Here is a 20,643-nt window from a genome sequence, read left to right as displayed (position 1 = left end):
CTCCTTGAGAGACAACGAAAAAGTTTGCTATTCTAGCCAGCGAATTACATTTTATCAATCATTTCAATCATTCTATACGCAAATCAATGATCGTTCTCGGCATCGAAACCTCCTGCGACGAAACCGGCATCGCGCTTTATCACACCGAAAAAGGCTTGCTGGCGCACGCGCTGCACTCGCAAATCAAGATGCACGCCGAATACGGCGGCGTAGTGCCGGAACTCGCCTCGCGCGACCATATCCGCCGCGTTTTGCCGCTGACCGAAAGCGTGCTGCACGAAGCCGGATTGACGCTGCACGACATCGACGCTATCGCCTACACCCAGGGCCCCGGCCTTGCCGGCGCCCTTCTGGTTGGTACTAGCGTTGCCGAATCGTTGGCGTTCACCTTGAACATTCCTGCCATCGGCGTGCACCATCTGGAAGGTCATCTGCTCGCGCCATTGCTGGAGGAAAGTCCGCCGCCATTTCCATTCGTCGCGCTGCTCGTTTCCGGTGGGCATACGCAGTTGATGCGTGTATCGGGCATCGGCGAATACGAACTACTTGGCGATACGCTGGACGACGCTGCCGGCGAAGCGTTCGACAAAACGGCCAAACTGCTTGGGCTGCCTTACCCCGGCGGCCCGGCGGTTTCGAAACTTGCAGAGATGGGACGCCCAAAATCATTGAAATTGCCGCGCCCGATGCTGAACAGTGGCGATCTCAATTTCAGTTTCAGCGGCCTCAAAACTGCCGTGCTGACGGCGGCCAACAACTCCGCACGTGATGATGTATCCAAAGCCGATATTGCTCATGCGTTCCAGGAAGCGGTAGTGGAAGTGCTAACGGCAAAATGCGTCAGTGCTTTGGAACAATACGGGCTGGATCGCTTGATTGTTTCCGGCGGGGTCGGCGCCAATAAGCGCCTGCGTGAAGCGCTGGATTTGGCTGCAAAAAAGCGCGGCTTCGCGGTTTTTTATCCGCGCCTCGAATTCTGCACCGACAACGGAGCGATGATTGCCTTTGCCGGCGCCATGCGGCTCAAAAACGCCGCTCCCGGCAATCACGGCTTTACCGTTAGGCCCCGCTGGGACCTGGCCGAACTGGCCGCGCCTTAAACTTGATGGCAGGTGCTGCGCCGCAAGATCACTGCGGAGGCAGATCTCCTGCCTTTGGCTTGCCGAATCCGGCCTCGGTACCGTCCAGCAATTTGCGAATATTGGTTTTGTGGCGCCAGACCAGCATGGCGGACAGCACGAACACTGTCGCCGTCGCGATATTGAAACCGAAGAATGCCGCCGCGTAAATCGGCGCAAAACCCGCCGCAATCAACGCCGACAACGAGGATACGCGCCACATGGCAAATGCCAGGGCCCAAGTCGCCATCACGCTTACTCCCAGCCACGGCCAGATAGCGAGCAAAATACCGGCTGCCGTCGCCACGCCCTTGCCGCCCTTGAAGCCGTAAAACACCGGATACAAGTGACCGAAGAATACCGAAATCGCGACCGCACACACCCATGGCTGTGTCAAACCATAGTGCTGAGCCAGCCACACCATCAACCACCCCTTGCCGGCATCCCCTAACAAGGTCAATACTGCTGCGGCCTTCTTGCCACTGCGCATCACATTCGTCGCGCCTGGATTGCCGGACCCCACAGTGCGCGGATCGGGCAAGCCAAACATTTTGCTGACTATAATTCCGAACGCCACCGACCCCAGCAGGTATGCCGCTACTACAAAAATCCACTCGTTCATTACAGATGCTCTAAAATTCCTGAAAAGTGGATTCTAAGCGATATGGATATTATTTTCCTGCAAGAAGTCAAAGTCGAAACCCGTCTCGGCGTTCCCGAATGGGAGCGCATGCGCCCGCAAACCATCGTTCTCGACATCGAACTCGCAATGCCGCACAGTCGCTCCTGTCAGACCGATGCCATCGAAGACACCATCGACTATGGTTGCATCGTCGCGCGCATTCGCGAAACGCTGGCCGAAGAAAGTTTCAAGCTGGTCGAGGCGCTGGCAGAACATGTATGCCAGTTGATCCTGACGGAATTCGGCACGCCGTGGGTGAAGGTCAAGGTGGGGAAACCGGGAATATTGCCGGGTTTGAAGCAGTTGGGCGTGATTATTGAGCGCGGCAAGAAAGCTGTTTGATCTATTTTCGTTTCAGACCAGACGGGCAACAATATCTCTCACAAACAGAAAAGCCGGCAAACGCCGGCTTTTTCTTTGGATTTTTACTCTCACCCCAGCCCTCGATGGGCCGGGTTCCGGCCATCGAGGAGTGAGGTGGAAAGAGTTACGGTGTGGCAGTTTTCGGTTCTACCGCCCATCCTCCACCCAGTGCCTTGAACAAACCCACCACCGCCGCCCGCTGCGCATTTTCGGCATCCACGCGCGCCAGTTGCGCTTGCAATAGCTGCCGATCGGCATCCAACAACTCCAGCCGGCTCGATACGCCACCCTCGTAACGCATATTGGCCAAGCGCTGCGCGTCCACGAGCGCGACGATCCGCTCGGATTCCGCCTGCAAGACAGAACGTGCCGCAACCTGGTTATTCAGTGCCGTACGTATATCGCCGAATGCACTCGCTACTGCTTTTTTGTAAGCAGCAACAGCTTGCTCGCGCCGCGCCTCGGCAGCCTTGACCGAGAACTTGAGTCGCCCGGCATTGAAAATCGGCTGGGCTAATCCCAATGCGAATTGGAAAATGCCCGCCGGGCCTGAAAACAGGTTCGCCAGCGTAGAGCTTTCCGAACCAAGGTAAGCCGACAACGAAATGGAAGGGAAATACTCGGCGCGAGCAGCGTCGATCCGCGCATCCTGCGCCAGCAGGTTTTGCTCGGCTTCACGAATATCCGGGCGGCGCAGCAGCAGGTCGGATGGCAAGCCGTCCGGTACCCATACGGCCTGGTTCGTCGCGACATTGCCGCGTTCGACCTGCCCTTCCATGACTTCGCGTGGCGAGCGTCCGAGCAGGATCGCGAGCACCGATTGCAAGTTTTCCTGTGCTTTCAGGGCAGTCGCCAACTGGGAACGCGCAGCGGCCTCTTCCGCTTCCGCCTGACGAATTTCATATTCGGAAACCAGACCGGATGCTCCGCGCAACTTCAACAAGCCAAGGCTATCGGCCCGCGTCTTCAATACATTGCGTATCACTTCAACCTGCGCATCTGCTGCCAGCAAGTTGAAATACTGCTGTGCGACGTCGGCTGTCAGCGTCAGGCGAACCGTGTCGCGCGCGGATTCTGCAGCCAGCAATTGGGCGCGAGCCGCATCACTGGCGCGACGGTATTTGCCCCATACATCGAGCTCGTAGCTGGCGTTGAGCGTCACGCGCACATTGTTCTGTACGCGGGGGATTCCAGGCTGCTGGACGGCGGTGGCTTCCGAAGAGCCGGTACGACTGCCGTTTCCACCGGCGGTCACGATCGGATAACGATCGGCTTCCGTCACCCCCAATGCGGCCTCTGCTTCCAGAATGCGCGCAGCAGCGGCCTCAATATCATGATTGTGCTGCAGCGCCTCATCGACCAGCTTGTCCAGTACCGGATCATCAAACAGCGTCCACCACCGATCGCCAGCGGTGCTTGCCTGCTTGCCTTCGCTCGTGGTTTTCCATTGTTCCGGCAACTCGGGCGCCGGCTTTTCATGATTTGTCTGCAAAAAGCTGCAAGCGGGCAGCAACGTGGCAAACAGCAGTATCGCAGCGATTTTTTTACGCATCGTGAACCTCTTTCTTTTTATCGTTGCGCGCAATCAGGCGGTAGAACAGCGGCACAAAGAAAATCGCCAGGAAAGTCGCGGCCATCATTCCGCCCATGACGCCGGTACCGACCGACTGGCGAGCGCCCGCGCCCGCGCCGCTGGATATCGCCAACGGCAACACGCCCAGGATGAATGCCAGCGACGTCATCAGAATCGGGCGGAAGCGCAGGCGTGCCGCTTCCAGCACCGCATCCCAGGCCGACATGCCGTCTTCGTGTTGCTTCATGATCGCGAATTCGACAATCAGGATCGCATTTTTCGCAGCAAGGCCGAGCAGTGTCACGAGCCCGATCTGGAAGTAAACGTCGTTCGCCAACGGCGGAATCGGCAGGCCGAGCGCACCGAAAACCAGATTGCGCAACCACACGGCTGCCAGCGCACCGAACAAGCCGAACGGCAATGCCAGCAGCACGGCGAACGGCAGCGTCCAGCGCTCATACAGCGCCGACAGGATCAGGAACACCATGATTGCAGCCATGCCCAGCGCCATGCTCGAGGCGCCGCTGGAACGCTTTTCCTGGAAGGATGCGCCAGTCCACTCATAGCTGAAATCCGGCGGCAGCACTTCCTTCATGATGCGGTCGACATTGGCCAGCGCTTCGCCGGAGCTGACGCCCGGGGCTCCGGACCCCATCAGTTTCACGGCTGGCAGGTTGTTGAATCGATCAAGCGTATCCGGGCCCGTGCTGTACTTCACCGTGGTGAATGCCGACAGCGGCACCATCTGATTATTGGCCCCGCGCACATGCAGTGCCGAAATATCTTCCGGCTTGTGGCGATAATCCGAATCCGCCGACATCAACACCTGCCAGGTACGGCCGAACTTGTTGAAATCATTGATGTACAGCGTTCCCAGCGTAGCCGAAAGCGTCGTAAAGGCTTCGTTCAGGTTTACGCCCAGCGCTGCCGCCCGCGCCCGGTCTACGTCGATAAATATCTGCGGTGTTTGCGGACGCCATAACGTTTGCACGAAGGCAAAACTCTTGTCCTGTGATGCCTTGGCGATGAACGATTGCACCACTTCATTCATCTTGTCAGGACCCCCTTCACCGCGATTCTGGATGTAGACTTCAAAGCCGCCTGCGTTGCCCAGGCCGAAGATCGCGGGCGGGTTAAATGCCAGCACCAGCGCTTCCTTGATCCCCGCCGTTTTGCCGAAGAATTCGCCCACCAAAGCCTGCGAGGGCATCGCACGGTCATCCCACGGCTTCATTGACGCAAAAATCGTCGCAGCGCTGTTCTTGAAGGAGCCGCCGAGGAAGTCCATACCGGTAAAGGCTACGGAATATTCGTTCGCCGGATTGGACTTGATGGCCTGTGTTACCTCCTGCACTACCTTGTCGGTACGGCCGAGACTGGCACCGTCCGGCAGGAATACTGCTGCGATGTAATAGCCCTGATCCTCATCCGGCACCAGCGCAGTGGGTGTAGTGCGCCAAAGTTGAGCCGTCACCGCAACCATGCCGAGAAACAGCAGTATGCCAACGATGGAGCGCTTCAGCATCCATGCCACACCACCTGTATATCGACGCGTCATCCACTCGAAGAACTGATTGAACTTGCGGAAAAAGGCATTCACCTGCTTGTGCTCTGGACGCAGTATGGTTGCGCACAGTGCAGGAGTCAGCGTTAGCGCGACCAGGCCGGAAATGGAAACCGCAATGGCGATGGTAATGGCGAATTGGCGATACAACTCACCGGCCAAACCGCCGATAAAGGCGATTGGCACAAATACCGAGATCAGCACCAGCACGATGGCAATGACCGGCCCGGTCACCTCACGCATCGCTTCGGCGGTTGCTTCCGCAGGCGTCATATCGCGCTCATGAATCAGGCGTTCGGCGTTTTCCAGCACCACAATCGCATCGTCAACTACGATACCGATAGAAAGTACCATCCCGAATAGCGTCAGTGTATTGATCGAATACCCGAGTATATAAAGCCCGGCAAAAGTACCTATCAGCGACACGGGCACCGCCAATGTCGGGATGAGCGTGGCGCGCAGATTTTGCAGGAAAAGCAGCACAACCAGGAACACCAGCACCATGGCTTCAATCAGGGTTTTCACTACTTCGCGGATCGAAACCTCGACAAAACGCGTCGTATCGTAAACAACCGATTGCTCTAGCCCCTTGGGGAAACTTGCTGCCATTTCCGCGACGGTTTTGTTGACTTCTTCCGCAACCCCAAGAGCATTGGCGCCTGGCTGCAGGAAAACACCCACCAAGGTGGCCGGCTTACCGTTAACCCGCCCGATGAAGTCGTAGTCCTTGGACCCCAATTCAATTCGAGCAATGTCTTTCAAACGTACTTCTGCCCCATCGGCACGCGAGCGCACGATGATGCCCTCGAATGCTTTCGGGTCCGCCAATCGGCCTTGCGTGGTGATGGTATAGACCAATTCCTGGTCATTGCCGTTAGGGTTCTGACCGATCTTGCCCGGAGCGAATTGCGCGTTCTGACTATTGATCGCACCCACGACTTCGTTTACCGAAACACCCAACTGGGTCATGCGATCCGGCTTTAGCCAGATGCGCATTGCGTAATCTTTTGCGCCAAAGATCTGGACGTTGGTCGTGCCGGGGATCCGCTTGATCCGATCCAGAACGTTCAGCGTGACGTAATTACTGGTATAGATATCGTCGAACGTTCCATCGGGCGAATAGAAGGCGATCACCTGCAGGAAGGACGAAGAACCCTTCTCTACCGTGACGCCTTGGCGCCGCACTTCTTCCGGCAAACGCGCTTCGACCTGCTTGATGCGGTTGTTGACGTTCAGTGCGGCCTTGTCGGCATCGGCACCGATGTTGAACGTCACCTGCACTTCAAGCACGCCGCTGGAAGACGAGGTCGAGCTCATGTACATCATGTCCTCGACGCCATTGATCTGCGCCTCGATAGGCGCAGCCACGGTCTGCTCCAGCACCTGGGCCGACGCACCGGGATACACGGCGCGCACGGTCACGACCGGCGGAGCGATTTCTGGATATTGCGCGATGGGCAGGCTGCCCATGGCTGCCAAGCCTGCCAATACGATGAAAATGGACAGGACCGCCGCAAAAATCGGGCGGTGAATAAAGAATCGTGAGAAATTCATTTGCGGCCCCGATTAATGTGCGGCCGGAGCGGCGGCAGTTGCGGCATTGGCTTGCGCGGGTTTGCCCAAGCTGATCGGCGCACCGGGGCGCAGCTTCATCAGCCCATCGGCAATAACCTGATCGCCCGCCTGCAATCCACTGCGTACAACCCAGGCTTTTTCCGCGCCAGAGCCCGCTACCCACTCGCCAACGACAATCGGCCGGGGTTCAGCGACCAGTACGCCTTCCTTGTTCTTGACAGCCACCATCACGATCTTGCTGTTCGGGCCTTCCAGAACCGCCCGCTGCGGCACCGCCAATGCATTGGGGCGCGTTGCGCCTTCAAGCAGCACACGAACAAACAACCCGCTTTTGAGCTTGTGCCCGGGATTTGCCAATTGCCCGCGCATTTCCAGCGTGCCGGTCTGATTGCTAACGGTAGACGATATGAAGTTAATCTTCCCCACTTGTCCTATCTGGCTTCCGTCGCGCTGCAGCAGACGGACGTTGAAGCCGCCCTTGGGCAGCACCAGCGTACCCTCGGCAACTTCCTTGTCGATGTTCTGACGCTCGACATCGGCGACATTGAAGCTTACATACAATGGATCCAGCTGTACCAATGTCGTCAGCAGGCTGTCCCCACTCGGGCTGACCAACGAGCCTTCCTGGCGAAGTGCCCGGCCAGCCATCCCCGTAATCGGCGCAGTAATGGTGGCGTATTCCATATCCAGTTGGGCTTCGCGCAACTGCGCCTCGGCCTGCTCCAGCCTGGCTTGTGCAGCCTTCACTTCGGCTTGGGATACCTGTTCGAGCGAAATCGCATCGTCCGATTCCTTGCGGCTGATGGCATGTGCTTCGGCAAGTGGCGCCAAACGATCCCGCTCGCGGCGGGCCTGCGCCACCGTGGCTTCAGCACGTGCGATATCGGCTTCCGCAGTCGCTACTGCCGCCTTCGCCGCGGCAACCGCCATGGCGAGCGGCCGTGCATCCAACTGGAACAGCGGTTGCCCCGCCTTCACCAGCGCACCTTCTTCGTAGAGGCGCTTTTCCACGTGGCCGGTTACCCGTGCCCGCACTTCCACCTCACGCGAACCTATCGTCTGGCCGATATATTCGAAATTCACCGGGACGGATTTTGGCTGGAGATCAACAACAGTGACCTCGGGCGGCGGCATGTTCGCCATCGGATTGCCTTCTTGCGATTTCGAGCAGGCAGCCAGAAGAATAAATGGTAAAAGCGTGATGGCCAGACGGCGGTTATACATGTGATATCCCTAATTTTTGGTGTTTACATTCACAAATGCACATTTACTTTACCTACATGCTTGTATGTATGTCAATACATCCTTTAGAATTAGCTTTCCTTATGCGGAATGATTTATAACCCATGGCACGTAAAACCAAAGAAGAAGCTCAGCTCACCCGGTCATTATTGCTGGATGCTGCAGAACGCCTGTTCAGTGAACGCGGCGTTGCACGAACGACCTTGAATGATATTGCTTCAGCGGCCGGCGTGACGCGTGGTGCCGTTTACTGGCATTTTCAGAACAAAACCGACTTGATTCATGCCTTATGGGATCAAGCGGTATTACCTCTCGAAGCTTCTTTCGAGGAGTTGTTGCAAACAATGCCCAATGACCCGCTGGGCCGACTCCGGGCCAAAGCCATTACCGTATTGAACGAAGTCGTCCACAACGATCGAACCCGTAATTTTATGAGCATTGTTTTGCTTAAATGTGAATACGTCGAAGAAGCCGGCGGCTGGCGGGAAGGCTATTTGACCAAGCGTGCCGAATGCCTCACCGAAATCACCGGCGACTTCAAACAGGCCATTGAACTGGGACAGCTGACAGATAGTGTTGATCCCCAGTTTGCCGCCGTGGGGCTTTTCTCGATCATCGATGGCTTGTGTTTCCATTGGCTCATGAATCCCAGCCTGTTCTCAATGGAAAAGCAGGCTCAAAAATATATCGACACCTATTTTGCCGGCCTGGCTTCCGCCGGTTAGCCTCGCGGGTGATGAGCAGCGTGCAGCTGCTGGAGACGCTCCCGCGCCACATGGGTATAAATCTGCGTCGTCGATATATCGGCATGTCCCAGCAACATCTGAACAACCCGCAAATCCGCTCCATGATTTAGCAAATGCGTCGCAAACGCATGCCTCAGCACATGTGGCGACATATGCTTGGTGATTCCCGCCAATCGCGCATAACGTTTGATCAGATACCAGAATGCCTGCCGCGTCATCGCATCCCCGCGTTGTGTTGCGAACATGGCATCGGAAAGCTGCCCATTAAGGATCGAAGGCCGCGCCTCGCGCAGATAGCGTGTAATCCAATCCAGCGCTTCCTCGCCCAGCGGCACCAAACGCGTTTTATCGCCCTTGCCGGTAACCCGCACAACGCCCATATCGAGGCTTACTTCGCTAACCTTCAATGCGACAAGCTCGGATACTCGCAAGCCGGTGGCGTAAAGCGTTTCCAGCATGGCCCGGTCGCGCAAACCGAGCAATTGCTCGGTGTCAGGCGCATGCAGCAGTTTTTCGACCTCATCTTCGCTCAAGCTTTTGGGCAGGCTACGCGGTATTTTGGGTGAGCCGAGTTGCTGCGTCGGATCGATATTTATGCGGCCTTCTCGCAATGCAAACCGATACAAGCGACGCAGGCTCGCAACCAACCGGCTTACGCTGCGCGCCTTGCAGACCGGAGCGCGTACGCCCAGATAGCGCTCAATATCCGTACTCTCCGCATTCAACAGCAACTTTGCAACGTTTTTTTCCAGCCACACGGCAAACTGAGCAAGATCGCGCCGATAACTTTCCAGCGTGTTTCTGGACAAACCCTCCTCCAGCCAAAGCCGGTCGGTAAACTCATCCAGCAGTGCGAGGTTCGCTTCGTTCATGCGCGAGCAACCATTGCTTGATGGATAAGGAGTCGGCTTCGCGTCCTTGCATAAAGCCGCCCAATCCACTTTTTGCCACGACCCGATGGCAGGGAACGATGATGGGAACAGGATTGGCGCCACAGGCATTGGCCACTGCGCGCGGCCCTGAGGAGACTTGCCGTGCCAATGCTGCATAGGTCAGTGTTTCGCCCACGGGAATCGCTTGCAACGCGTGCCATACGCGCAACTGAAACGGTGTTCCGTTCAGGAGCATGGGGCAATCCAGCGGATGATGCGGATTTTTCAGATATTCGGTTAATTGCGCGCAGATTGTTTGCGTTTCCATATCATTCGCCACGCGTGTCTCAGAAACAACGGGCAGAAAGTCGATTCCGGTCAGCACGCCACTCCTCATGCGCACGCCCAGCGCTCCGAAAGGTGCCGCCACGATTGCCTGATAGTCCGTATGCATGCGGCTATGTTACCTCGCTGGCCTCTACCCTGTATGCAAAACTCTCGGGGACCAGACTGTCGCTTGCCTGATTTGCGACTTCCGCGCAGGGGTACATGAAGAAACTCGCTTTGTGATGCGGGCTCAGTTGAATATCGCGCTCGTGATTGAAGGCGATCCAGTTCATTTCCCAGCTCCCGAACAGGCGTTCGCGCAGCGCGATGATTCGGGGATCGTCTAGCGACAGCTTTTCTTCCAGCACGGCTTTGCGCACGTCCGCCGCATCGACCGGAATCCAGCCGGCCCCGGCCAGATAAAATTCCGCGCGGCAATGCTGCGCCTTGCTGATGTCGCCGGTGCGGCCCAGGGATTTGAATTGACGCGATTCCGCCACGCGGATGCCATACGCCTCGCGCGCCGGGATGCCGGCTGCACGGCACAGGCCGACAAACAGTGAATTGATGTCGGCGCACTTTCCGCCCAGGTTGCCGGTTTCGAGCATGCTTTTTATATCGCCGCGTCCGCAACCTTTTATCGTGGGCTCGCGGAATGTGTTGTCCACCACCCAGTCGTAAATTGCGCGCGCCTTCTGCAATGGCGATCCGGCATCCCGGGTCGCGGCCAGCGCAGTATTGCGCACGATCCCATCCAGCGACATGGTAGCGGTCGGCTGCAAATAATTGCGCTGGGCATCATCGGCCTCTTCCATGGACGAGTGATTACCCTGCAAATCCGGCTTGCGTTCACGCGTCTCCACATCAAAACTCACGGTAACCGCACGCGTAGCGGCATTCTTCCAGTATGCAGCAAACGCTGGAACATTCGATATCCGGGTGAATCCCGCCTCATCCGCAATGCTAGTCCAGCGCGGTGCAGACACCTGTTGGTAATCCCCGACATTTTCCGGCACAGGCAGCCACAGGCGGGCATCGTCGCCTTGCTGCAACAGCTTGACGCTATAGGTCAGCCTGAATTTTCGCCAGCGTTCGGCCTGCGGCGTTTCCCTTGCCAGCGCTAGCGGCGCCTGCGATAGCAGGCAGGCACTTCCGGCCAGCTTGATGAATTCGCGACGTTTCAATTTCTACTCCATTCGATATTTCTGTCGGCTAAATGACACGCACACTCGGACTATCTGCCTGCATGGTGCCGATGATCGCCGCTTGCTGGAACCCCGCATTCCGGAACAATTGCAGCACTTCATGCGCACTCTGCGGCGCGCAAGCTGCCAGCAATCCACCGCTCGTCTGCGGATCGCACAATAGTTTTTGTTGCCATTCCGGCATCCCTGCGGGCAACGTCACTTCATTCCCATAGCTCGCCCAGTTGCGGGCCGCCGCGCCCGTGGCAAAGCCCGCCTGCGCCAACGTTGCTGCCGCCGGCAGCACGGGAACATCGGCAAAGCGCAGTTCTGCCGCAAGCCCGGAACCGCGGCAGATTTCCAGCAAATGCCCCAGCAGGGCAAAGCCGGTGACGTCAGTCAGGGCATGCACATCGTCGCGCTTGCCCAATACTTCGCCGACGGCATTCAGTTGCGTGGCGGTTTCCACCATCTGGCGATAGCCTTCACTATCGAGCGCCCCCTTCTTCATCGCGGCGCTGAGCACCCCGATCCCCAGCGGCTTGCCCAGGATCAGCACGTCGCCTTCGCGGGCGCCAACGTTACGCTTGATATGATCCGGATGCGCCACGCCGACCACGACCAATCCATAGATCGGCTCCGGTGCGTCAATCGAATGTCCGCCTGCAATCGGAATGCCCGCTGTCGCGCAAACGGACGCGCCACCTTCAAGTATGCCTTGTACAACCTTCAGCGGCAGCTTGTCCATCGGCATGCCGACCATGGCCAGCGCCAGAATCGGGGATGCGCCCATCGCATAAATATCGGACAGCGCATTGGTCGCGGCGATACGGCCGAAATCGATCGGATCGTCCACAATCGGCATGAAGAAATCGGTCGTAACGACGATTGCCTGGCTATCGTTAAGCCGATATACCGCCGCATCGTCGCTGGACTCCGTGCCGACCATCAGGTTGGGATACAAGGGCTGCACGGGAAGACTCGCCAGCATATCCTGCAGCAGGTTCGGGGCGATCTTGCAACCGCAACCGCCGCCGTGGGAAAACTGCGTCAATTTGATGGGTGTGTTCATACAATACTTTCCTTTTATGCGGACGACCCGCCCTGCCTGCATTGCGGGGGCGATGTTAACATAAGCGCTTCCATCCCATCTTCAGCGAACAGCTCAACCTCCATGGCAAGAATCCAGCTCGTCAACGCCGCGCAATGCTTTGAATTCGATGAATTGCTGGATGTCCGTTCCCCTGCCGAGTTTGCCGAAGACCATATTCCCGGCGCCATCAATGTGCCGGTGCTGGACAACGCCCAGCGCGCGCAGGTGGGCACTCTATACACACAGGTTTCGCCGTTCGAAGCCAGAAAAGTCGGGGCTGCACTGATCGCACACAACATCGCGACCCATATCGAACAGCACTTTATGGATAAACCCAGGAGCTGGCGACCGCTGGTCTATTGCTGGCGCGGCGGGCAACGCAGCGGTGCCATGGCGCATATCCTGAGCCAGGTCGGCTGGTCGGTCGGCCAACTGGAAGGCGGTTACAAAGCTTACCGGCAGCGCGTCAGAGCCGAATTGCAGATCCTACCGACCCGCTTCCGCTTCCGCGTCGTCTGCGGCCCCACGGGCTCCGGAAAAAGTCGCTTGCTGCAAGCGCTGGCGGGATATGGTGCGCAAGTGCTCGATCTCGAAAACCTCGCAAATCATCGCGGTTCGCTATTAGGTGGACTGCCCGACTCCCCTCAGCCTTCGCAAAAGGGATTTGAAACCCGATTATGGAATACGTTGCGTAATTTCGACCCGGCACATCCGGTTTTCACTGAAGCGGAAAGCCGCAAGATTGGCGTACTTTCGCTCCCCGATAGCTTGCTGCACAGCATCCGACATGCGGATTGCATACAACTGGATGCCGGGCTGAGCGCACGCGCAACATTACTTCTGGAAGATTACGACCACTTCCTGCAACATCCGGGAGTATTACTCGAAAAACTGGATCAGCTTGCCTCGCTGCATAGCAGGCAAACATTGGAACATTGGCGGCAACTGACGGAACAGAAAGAATGGCGCCAGCTGGTCACCGAGTTACTGGAATTGCACTATGACCCGGCTTACAAGCGATCAACCCACTCTCATTTCGTCCATTTTGGACTGGCCGTAACAGTGCAATTGTCGCAACTGGATAGCGTCACCCTGAGCCGGACGGCAAATCATTTGATCCAGGCAATTACAGAGTCAGAAAATTAGTCGCAGCATCGTCGATGCAGGACGCCATGATATAAGCGTAAAAGCTGGCACCAACCAATAAAAAAAACCCCACGTCCGTAGAGCGTGGGGTTTTCGCGAGGAGGATCGAGATTACTCTGCGATGATTTCCTTTTCGCGTGTTTTCAGCTTTTCCTTGATGCGTGCGGACTTGCCGGAACGCTCGCGGAGGTAGTACAGCTTGGCGCGACGCACATCGCCGCGGCGCTTCACTTCGATGCTGGCGATCAGCGGCGAGTAGGTCTGGAAAGTACGTTCCACACCTTCGCCGGAGGAGATCTTGCGCACGATGAAAGAAGAATTGAGGCCGCGGTTACGCTTGGCGATCACAACGCCTTCATATGCCTGAACGCGCTTGCGGGTGCCTTCCACGACATTCACGCCGACGATGACAGTATCGCCCGGTGCGAAGTCGGGAATGTTCTTGCCGAGGCGGGCGATTTCTTCCTGCTCCAGCATTTGAATGATATTAGCCATTTCACAGTTCCTTTTAATTGTGAAGATCTTGTTCCTGCTCGTACTCTGCGAGCAGCCGAGATTCCTCTTTCGTCAACGGCCTTGCGGCCAGTAAATCCGGGCGCTTGTCCCGGGTTCGCCCCAGCGATTGTTTCAATCGCCAGCGCTTGATATGCGCGTGGTTGCCGGACATCAACACGTCCGGCACCCGCTCGCCATCATATACTTCAGGTCGCGTGTAATGCGGGCAATCCAGCAGGCCATCCACAAAGGAATCCTCGGCCGCCGAATCGGCATCGCCCAGCGTACCGGGTAGTTGCCGCACTATCGCATCGATCAGCACCATCGCCGGTAGTTCGCCGCCGGACAGTACATAATCGCCTATTGAAATCTCTTCATCCACCGCTCGGCGCAACAATCGTTCATCCACGCCTTCGTAGCGGCTTGCCAGCAGTATCAGTCCTGGCTCGGCCGCCAGACTGATCACCTTTTCGTGAGTCAGCGGCTGGCCTTGCGGCGACAAGTGAATCACGCGCGGGTTATCAACTCCTGTCTCGCGCTGCCGCTGCTTCGCGGCATTGATCGCTTTTTCTAGCGGTTCCACCAGCATGACCATGCCGGGACCTCCGCCGTAGGGACGATCATCCACCGTTTTGTAATTGTCGGTCGTGAAATCGCGGGGATTCCACAACGCCAATTGATAAATCTTTTTCTCCAGCGCGCGGGAAGTGACTCCCTGTGCTGAAATCGCCTCGAACATCGGCGGGAACAACGTGATAACGTCAAACTGCAAAGGCTGACTCAAAAATCCGCATCCCAGTCCACGACCATGCGCTTCGCGGCAAGATCAACCTGCTGCACAACCTGCGCGGTATAGGGGATCAGGCGTTCACGCTCGCCATTGACCACTATCACATCGTTTGCACCTGTTGCGAACACATCGGTAATCCGGCCCAGGTTAAGCTGTTGCAGATTCTCTACTTCCAGCCCGATCAGGTCGGACCAGTAATATTCATCTTCGTCGGGCTCCGGCAATTGCTCGCGCGGAACCGCAATCGGCTTGCCCTTGAGCCGAAACGCCTGATCGCGATCAAGAACGCCTTCGAGCTTGGCAACCAGATGATCGCCGTGCACTTTGACTTCCTCGACAGAAAACTCGCGCCAGACGCCATCGGCCTGTATCCACCACACCGGGTAGTCGAACAGACCGTCCAGCATTTCGGTATCGGGTTGAACGTTGACCCAGCCACGGACACCGTACGGAACGGTCACCCGTCCCATCACCACCAGGTCTTCAGGCGGCGATTGCGACAACTTGCTTAAGCAGCCTTGGCGGCTTGCTTGACGAGCAGCGCGACGCGGTCGGACAACTGGGCGCCATTGCTGCGCCAGTAAGCAATACGCTCGCTATTCAAGCGCAATGCTTCGCGGCCTTCGCCGGCGATGGGATTGTAAAAACCTACGCGCTCGATAAAACGGCCATCGCGACGGTTGCGAGAATCGGCCACGACTACGCTGTAGAAGGGGGATTTCTTCGCGCCACCACGGGCGAGACGAATGATCACCATAATTTGGTCTCTTGATAAATTAACAGAAAGGGCGCGATTTTACGTTATTTTTTATAGTGTTGGCAAGGACAATGTCCGGCCATCACTTTGCGGACTGATAATGCGTAGGATCAGGCAAGCCCGCAGCACGAAATCCGGCTTGCCGGAACCTGCAGGAATCGCAAACACCGCATGCATTTCCCTGACTATCCGCCTGATAGCAGGAGACCGTAATTCCATAGTCCACACCCAGCGCATGTCCGCGTTGAATGATCTCGGCCTTGTTCAAGTCGATGAGCGGCGCATGTACTTTTAAACGATGTCCTTCGACCGCCGCCTTGGTCGCAAGGTTGGCCATGCGCTCGAAAGCGTCGACATACTCCTTGCGGCAATCCGGGTAGCCGGAGTAATCCAGCGCATTGACGCCAATGAAGATATCCTGCGCGCCCAATACTTCCGCCCATGCCAGCGAAAGCGAAAGCATGATGGTATTGCGTGCGGGGACGTAAGTGACCGGAATACCCTCGCTCGGCGACTCGGGCACGGCAATCTTGTCATCGGTCAGCGCGGAGCCGCCGAAATTCGACAGATCGAACTGCACGACGCGATGCTCCGCCGCTCCAAGCGCCTGCGCAACACGTTTTGCTGCACCCAGCTCCGCGATATGACGCTGATGATAATCAAGGCTTAGGCAATAGCAGACGTAGCCTTCACTGCGCGCAATGGCGAGCACCGTGGCGGAATCCAGCCCACCGGAAAGCAGGACGACGGCTTTAGAGCCCGTACTTGGGGAAAACGAATGTGCGACGGTCATGCTTTACACACAGGGCTCGGCGCGAACCGCGCAGTTTGGTGATTCCAAATAAGCAGCGAGCAACAACGCCATGTGTGTAAAGCATGACCGCAACGCATCTTTCGTTTTCCCCAAGTACGGGCTCTAATCATTTGCCCGGAGTCTCGCCCCACAGGATTTTGTGCAATTGCACCTGCATACGCACCGGCAGGCGATCCTGCAGCACCCACTCGGCAAGCTCGGTGGGATTCAGTTGACTGTATACCGGGGAAAACAGCACCGTGCATTTAGCGGCAATGCCTTGGTCGGCAAGCACCCGCTTGGCCCATTCATAATCCTCGCGACCACACAGCACAAACTTCACTTCGTCCGTGGGTTTCAGGTGCTGCAGGTTAGTCCAGAGATTTTTCTGCACCTCGCCGGAGCCTGGAGTTTTGATGTCCAGAATAACCGACACGCGCGGATCGACATGGCTGGTATCGAGACTGCCGCCCGTCTCCAGGGAAACATCGTAGCCGGCATCACACAGCATCTTCAATAATGAAATGCATTGCTTTTGCGCCAGCGGTTCTCCACCGGTCACCGTAACATAACGGGCACCATAGGAAGCCACGCGCTCCAGTATCTGCTGCAGAGTCATGTTTTCGCCGCCCTGGAATGCATAGGCAGTATCGCAATAACCGCAACGCAATGGGCAGCCCGTCAGGCGAACGAAAACCGTGGGCAAGCCGACACGCGTCGACTCCCCTTGAAGGGAGTGGAAAATTTCGTGGATCTTGAGCACGGCTAGAGCGTGTTCACGCTAATTCTTGGATTTGACCGATTCGAGAACGGTCAAACGTTTTTTTGCAAGCGGAGCCGCGTCGCTATTGGGGTATTTGTCCAGCAATGCGCGCAGCGTCTGCTTTGCGGCATCGAGGTCGGCCAGTTGAATCTGGCTATTGGCGATGTTGAACATCGCATCCGGCACTTTCTGATTGTCGGGGTAGCGCTGGATCAACACCTGTTGGCTGGCAATGGCAGCCTTGTAATTCTTTTGCGAAAAATTGGCATAGCCTATCCAGTATTGCGCACTGGGCGCGTATTTGCTGTTTGGGTAGGCTTGAACGAATTTATCGAATGCCTCGGCGGATTCCTTGTATTTTCCCGCCTTGAAAAGCTCATGCGCCGCTTCATAATTCTTGAGTTCGGCCACGGAGTCGACCGCAGCTGCAGAAGGCATCGCATTGGGCGTCGGCCCGACATTCCCGGTAACGCCGCTCTCCAATTTGCGCAAGCGGGCATCCAGGTCGGTATAAAACTGTTGCTGACGTTGTTGCGATTGCTCGAGTTCATGCGTATTGACTTCAAGCTGTCCGCGCAACCGGCTGATTTCGAGGTTAAGGCGGTCGATCTGCCCCATCCAGTCCATCATTTGCGATTTCTGTCCGGACTCCATATCCGCCAGACGCTTTTCCAGCGCCTGGCGTGATTTTTCGGAGGCATCCAGCTTGGCCTGCAATTCCGTAATGCGCTTGTCCTGTTCTTCCTTGACGTATTTGCGCAACTTGACGATTTCGTCGCGCGCATCGTTGTCGGCAAACAGTGCCGCGTGTGACGCGACACTAAAAAAAAGCAGCAAAAACGGAATCAGCAGACGCATGGATTACTCGCCGGAATAGACGATGTCGGCGCGACGATTTTCAGCGTAGCAAGCCTCGGTGGCTTCAGCGCAACGCTGCTTTTCTTCGCCATAGCTGACCGTTTCGATCTGGTTGTCGGAAGCACCATAGACGTTCATCGCGTTCTTGACCGCAGCGGCACGGCGTTGACCCAGCGACAGATTGTATTCACGGCTGCCGCGCTCATCGGCGTTGCCTTGAATCATCAAACGGGCATTGGAATTCTGCTGCAGATACTTGGCGTGTGCCTCGACCAGCGGGCGGAACTCGGCCTTGACTTCATCCTTGTCGTAGTCGAAGTAAATGCTGCGCTTGGACAGGATGTTGTTGGGGTCGGTCAGCGGATTGCCGGAAGCATCGGATGCGCCCGCCGAAGCAGTGCTGGCAGATTCATCCATGCCAGTGGCCGGCGCGGGAGCTTGCACTTGTGCTGCAGGGCTCTTCTCTTCCACGGCAGCAGCCGGTTCTTCCTTCACCTTCTTGCCCGCACAGGCAGTCAAAAATACCGCCAGCGCAATGACGCCAATCAGACTCTTATTCATGGTTTTTCTCCTTTAGTTTAAAAAAATTAGTTTACCCACGGCCCCCAGGAAGGTTCACGTACATCGCCACCCGCCTCGCTCAGACGCTGCTTGGTACGGCCATCCGAAGAAACAACCGAAAGCACTCCCTTGCCACCCATATTGGTAGCGTAAAGAATCTGGCGCCCATTCGGAGCATAACTTGGTGATTCGTCTTGTGCGGTATCGCTCAGAATCTGCACCTGTCCATTGGTGAGATCCTGCTGCGTTATGCGAAACTTTCCACTCTCGCGCCGCACATACGTGAGCAGCTTCCCATCCGGGGAAAGGTAAGGGCTGACATTATAACTGCCTTCGAAAGTAACGCGCTGCGCTTCACCGCCTAAAGTCGACATTTTGTAGACTTGCGGGCTGCCACCGCGATCAGAGGTGAAATAAATCCACTTGCCGTCCGGCGACCAGACCGGCTCGGTATCGATGCCTCGACTGCGCGACAACTGCTTCAGGCCGGTGCCATCCGCATTGATCAGATAAATCTGCGAATTCGCGCCATAAGTCAGCACGATTGCCAGCCGGTTACCATCCGGCGACCATGCCGGTGCACTGTTGTTACCCTTGTAGTTGGCTAACACCGAGCGCTGGCCGGAGGTCAGCGACTGCACATAAATAATGGGTTTCTTCTTCTCGAAGGAGACATAGGCCAGCTTGGTGCCGTCCGGCGACCAGGTGGGCGAAATGATGGGCTCTTTCGAAGAAAGCACGGTCTGCGGATTGACGCCGTCCGAATCGGCCACTTGCAACACAAAGCGGTTGCCTTTGCTCTTGGTTACATAAGAGATGCGCGTCGCAAACACGCCGCGTTCGCCGGTCAGTTTTTCATAGATAACATCGGCAATCTTGTGCGCCGTGCCGCGCATTTGCGCGGGCGTAATCTCGTACTCCAGCCCGGCGAGCGGCGTTTGTTTGAGCACATCCAGCAAGCGGAATGAAACCTTGAGCTTGCCGCCGGCGAGCGGCTCGATCTTGCCGATCACCAATGCCTGCGCCTGAAGTGCGGTCCAATCCGGGTATTTCACCTCGGCCAAATCATGCGGCTGACTTGCCACACCGCGCGTTTCGAGCGTTCGAAACAGCCCGCTTCGCTGCAGGTCGGCAGCGATGACGGGCGTGAGCGCATCGGTTTGACCTGGCCGTGAAAACGGCACAATCGCAATCGGGATTTGTTGAGATGCTCCGCCGACGATTTCAATGGTAAGTTCAGCTTGCGCGGCAGGAGGAACCATCGCAAGCAACCAGAAGAAAATAATGAACAGATAGCGTGACATAGGCAAATTATAAAGTAAAAGTTGTTATTGGCGCCCTGATCATTGCTCGGGCTTGAAAGGTATTGTTAAGTCACGAAATTTCGCGAAAAGTTCGGGATCAGGTGGCAAAGGCAGTGGTTGCGCCTGCATGATCGCGCGCAAGGCCGCATCGTCGCACGCTGGAATTCCGCTGCTTTTCTCAAGCTTGGGCGTGCCTGCCACCTGCCCGGTCGGCAAGATGGAAATCTTGTATTCCGACACCGCATCGCCGCAGGCCTGACGGTTCATCAAACCATGAATCTTATTACGAATTCGCGCTTGGTATTCGGCCACTACCCCACTAGACGCCGCAGCGGCTTTTTGTGCATGCTCTGCATTGCGCGCGGCCTCCAAGCTTTTCATATCTTCGCTCAAGGCATTTTCCGCACGCTCGTCATCCATTTGCTGCAATTTACGCAGAATCTCCTTCTGACGTTTCTCTTCAGCCTTCTTTTTAAGCGCTTCCTCTTTTTTCTTGAGCTCCGCCGGATCGGGCTTGGGCGGTTCTTCCTTTTTCTTCTCGGGTTCGGGCTTCGGTTTTTCCTTCACCACGATTTCGGCCTTGGGCTCAGGCGGAGGCGGTGGAGGCTCAGGCGTCGGCTCGACTTCGGGCTCAGGCTTTGGCGGCTCGGGAGTAGGCGGTGGCGGCGTGACCTTGGGTGCAGGCAGGCTGTCCCATAGCTCTACCTCCGTCACCTGCAATGGCGTTTCGCTTTTCCAGTCGAAGCTCATCACCAGAATCAGGAAAAACATCAGGTGAACCACCAAAGCCAGAACTCCGGCCTTTAAAGCCAGCGAATTTTCGTGCTTGCGTATCAT

22 protein-coding genes are annotated in these 20,643 nt (G+C 56.7%); 4 read left to right on the top strand and 18 right to left on the bottom strand.

The genetic code is table 11. From position 1 onward, the window contains the following. Positions 1-86: 86 nt before the first annotated feature. On the top strand, positions 87-1,100 hold the full coding sequence (gene tsaD, locus A7976_RS11720) for a tRNA (adenosine(37)-N6)-threonylcarbamoyltransferase complex transferase subunit TsaD (RefSeq protein ID WP_067111915.1): 1,014 nt from the start codon (positions 87-89) through the stop codon (positions 1,098-1,100). A gap of 28 nt (positions 1,101-1,128) precedes the next feature. Here the strand turns inward: tsaD and plsY are convergent, their stop codons facing one another. Further along, positions 1,129-1,740: a glycerol-3-phosphate 1-O-acyltransferase PlsY gene (gene plsY, locus A7976_RS11715; RefSeq protein ID WP_067111912.1), complete on the bottom strand. Its 612-nt coding sequence runs from the start codon at positions 1,738-1,740 to the stop codon at positions 1,129-1,131. Positions 1,741-1,782: 42 nt separating this feature from the next. Between plsY and folB the strand changes: the two genes are divergently transcribed. Continuing rightward, positions 1,783-2,142 carry a dihydroneopterin aldolase gene (folB, locus tag A7976_RS11710; RefSeq protein ID WP_067111909.1) on the top strand — a complete coding sequence of 120 codons (360 nt, stop codon included), beginning with the start codon at positions 1,783-1,785 and terminating at the stop codon, positions 2,140-2,142. Between the two features lie 145 nt (positions 2,143-2,287). On the opposite strand, the gene A7976_RS11705 is transcribed toward folB, so the two are convergent. From A7976_RS11705 to A7976_RS11695, 3 genes are read right to left on the bottom strand one after another with little or no spacing between them, the layout of a single operon-like run. Further along, complete coding sequence (locus A7976_RS11705) at positions 2,288-3,715, bottom strand: efflux transporter outer membrane subunit (RefSeq protein ID WP_067111906.1); 1,428 nt, start codon at positions 3,713-3,715, stop codon at positions 2,288-2,290. Beyond that, a complete protein-coding gene (locus tag A7976_RS11700) occupies positions 3,708-6,854 on the bottom strand; it encodes an efflux RND transporter permease subunit (RefSeq protein WP_067111903.1) in 3,147 nt (1,048 codons plus the stop codon). Before A7976_RS11700 ends, A7976_RS11705 begins: the two co-directional genes overlap by 8 nt. Positions 6,855-6,866: 12 nt before the next feature. After that, on the bottom strand, positions 6,867-8,099 hold the full coding sequence (locus tag A7976_RS11695) for an efflux RND transporter periplasmic adaptor subunit (RefSeq protein ID WP_067111900.1): 1,233 nt from the start codon (positions 8,097-8,099) through the stop codon (positions 6,867-6,869). Between the two features lie 122 nt (positions 8,100-8,221). On the opposite strand from A7976_RS11695, the gene A7976_RS11690 reads away from it, so the two are divergent. After that, entirely contained in the window at positions 8,222-8,842 is a 621-nt protein-coding gene (locus A7976_RS11690) for a TetR family transcriptional regulator (RefSeq protein ID WP_067111898.1), read from the top strand. Here A7976_RS11690 and xerD read toward each other — a convergent pair. From xerD to selD, 4 genes are all read right to left on the bottom strand, one after another. After that, a complete protein-coding gene (gene xerD, locus A7976_RS11685; protein WP_067111896.1) occupies positions 8,839-9,735 on the bottom strand; it encodes a site-specific tyrosine recombinase XerD in 897 nt (298 codons plus the stop codon). The two genes, A7976_RS11690 and xerD, sit on opposite strands and share 4 nt — an antisense overlap. Further along, positions 9,704-10,120 carry a methylated-DNA--[protein]-cysteine S-methyltransferase gene (locus A7976_RS11680; RefSeq protein WP_240483864.1) on the bottom strand — a complete coding sequence of 139 codons (417 nt, stop codon included), beginning with the start codon at positions 10,118-10,120 and terminating at the stop codon, positions 9,704-9,706. The genes xerD and A7976_RS11680 overlap by 32 nt, the downstream gene beginning before the upstream one ends. Before the next feature lie 73 nt (positions 10,121-10,193). Then, positions 10,194-11,246, bottom strand: a complete 1,053-nt coding sequence (locus A7976_RS11675) for a transglutaminase family protein (protein ID WP_067111891.1) — start codon at positions 11,244-11,246, stop codon at positions 10,194-10,196. Positions 11,247-11,274: 28 nt separating this feature from the next. After that, positions 11,275-12,318, bottom strand: a complete 1,044-nt coding sequence (gene selD / locus A7976_RS11670) for a selenide, water dikinase SelD (protein WP_067111888.1) — start codon at positions 12,316-12,318, stop codon at positions 11,275-11,277. A 102-nt stretch (positions 12,319-12,420) separates the two neighbouring features. On the opposite strand from selD, the gene mnmH reads away from it, so the two are divergent. Further along, entirely contained in the window at positions 12,421-13,485 is a 1,065-nt protein-coding gene (gene mnmH, locus A7976_RS11665) for a tRNA 2-selenouridine(34) synthase MnmH (RefSeq protein ID WP_067111885.1), read from the top strand. A 111-nt stretch (positions 13,486-13,596) separates the two neighbouring features. On the opposite strand, the gene rplS is transcribed toward mnmH, so the two are convergent. From rplS to A7976_RS11615, 10 genes are all read right to left on the bottom strand, one after another. Continuing rightward, entirely contained in the window at positions 13,597-13,980 is a 384-nt protein-coding gene (gene rplS, locus A7976_RS11660; RefSeq protein WP_067111882.1) for a 50S ribosomal protein L19, read from the bottom strand. A gap of 13 nt (positions 13,981-13,993) precedes the next feature. Next, a complete protein-coding gene (gene trmD, locus A7976_RS11655; protein WP_067111879.1) occupies positions 13,994-14,752 on the bottom strand; it encodes a tRNA (guanosine(37)-N1)-methyltransferase TrmD in 759 nt (252 codons plus the stop codon). 8 nt (positions 14,753-14,760) lie between these two features. Beyond that, positions 14,761-15,240, bottom strand: a complete 480-nt coding sequence (gene rimM, locus A7976_RS11650; RefSeq protein ID WP_067112078.1) for a ribosome maturation factor RimM — start codon at positions 15,238-15,240, stop codon at positions 14,761-14,763. A gap of 38 nt (positions 15,241-15,278) precedes the next feature. After that, a complete protein-coding gene (gene rpsP / locus A7976_RS11645; RefSeq protein WP_067111876.1) occupies positions 15,279-15,527 on the bottom strand; it encodes a 30S ribosomal protein S16 in 249 nt (82 codons plus the stop codon). A gap of 82 nt (positions 15,528-15,609) precedes the next feature. Further along, entirely contained in the window at positions 15,610-16,320 is a 711-nt protein-coding gene (gene queC, locus A7976_RS11640; RefSeq protein WP_067111872.1) for a 7-cyano-7-deazaguanine synthase QueC, read from the bottom strand. A gap of 127 nt (positions 16,321-16,447) precedes the next feature. Then, positions 16,448-17,083, bottom strand: coding sequence for a 7-carboxy-7-deazaguanine synthase QueE (gene queE / locus A7976_RS11635; RefSeq protein ID WP_067111869.1), 636 nt, complete (start codon positions 17,081-17,083; stop codon positions 16,448-16,450). Between the two features lie 18 nt (positions 17,084-17,101). Beyond that, positions 17,102-17,941 (bottom strand): tol-pal system protein YbgF, encoded by an 840-nt coding sequence (gene ybgF, locus A7976_RS11630; protein ID WP_067111866.1) that lies wholly within the window; start codon positions 17,939-17,941, stop codon positions 17,102-17,104. Between the two features lie 3 nt (positions 17,942-17,944). Further along, the gene (gene pal / locus A7976_RS11625) at positions 17,945-18,502 is read right to left on the bottom strand and encodes a peptidoglycan-associated lipoprotein Pal (protein WP_067111863.1); all 558 of its coding nucleotides are present in this window, start codon (positions 18,500-18,502) and stop codon (positions 17,945-17,947) included. Between the two features lie 26 nt (positions 18,503-18,528). Continuing rightward, complete coding sequence (gene tolB, locus A7976_RS11620; protein WP_067111860.1) at positions 18,529-19,806, bottom strand: Tol-Pal system beta propeller repeat protein TolB; 1,278 nt, start codon at positions 19,804-19,806, stop codon at positions 18,529-18,531. Between the two features lie 39 nt (positions 19,807-19,845). Then, a complete protein-coding gene (locus A7976_RS11615; protein ID WP_067111857.1) occupies positions 19,846-20,643 on the bottom strand; it encodes a TonB C-terminal domain-containing protein in 798 nt (265 codons plus the stop codon).

Origin of the sequence: Methylobacillus sp. MM3, assembly GCF_001645185.1 — a bacterium.
In the GTDB taxonomy this organism is placed as follows: Bacteria; Pseudomonadota; Gammaproteobacteria; order Burkholderiales; family Methylophilaceae; genus MM2.
Note: the sequence above shows the minus strand (reverse complement) of the source record. Positions and strands in the feature narration are given on the sequence as shown.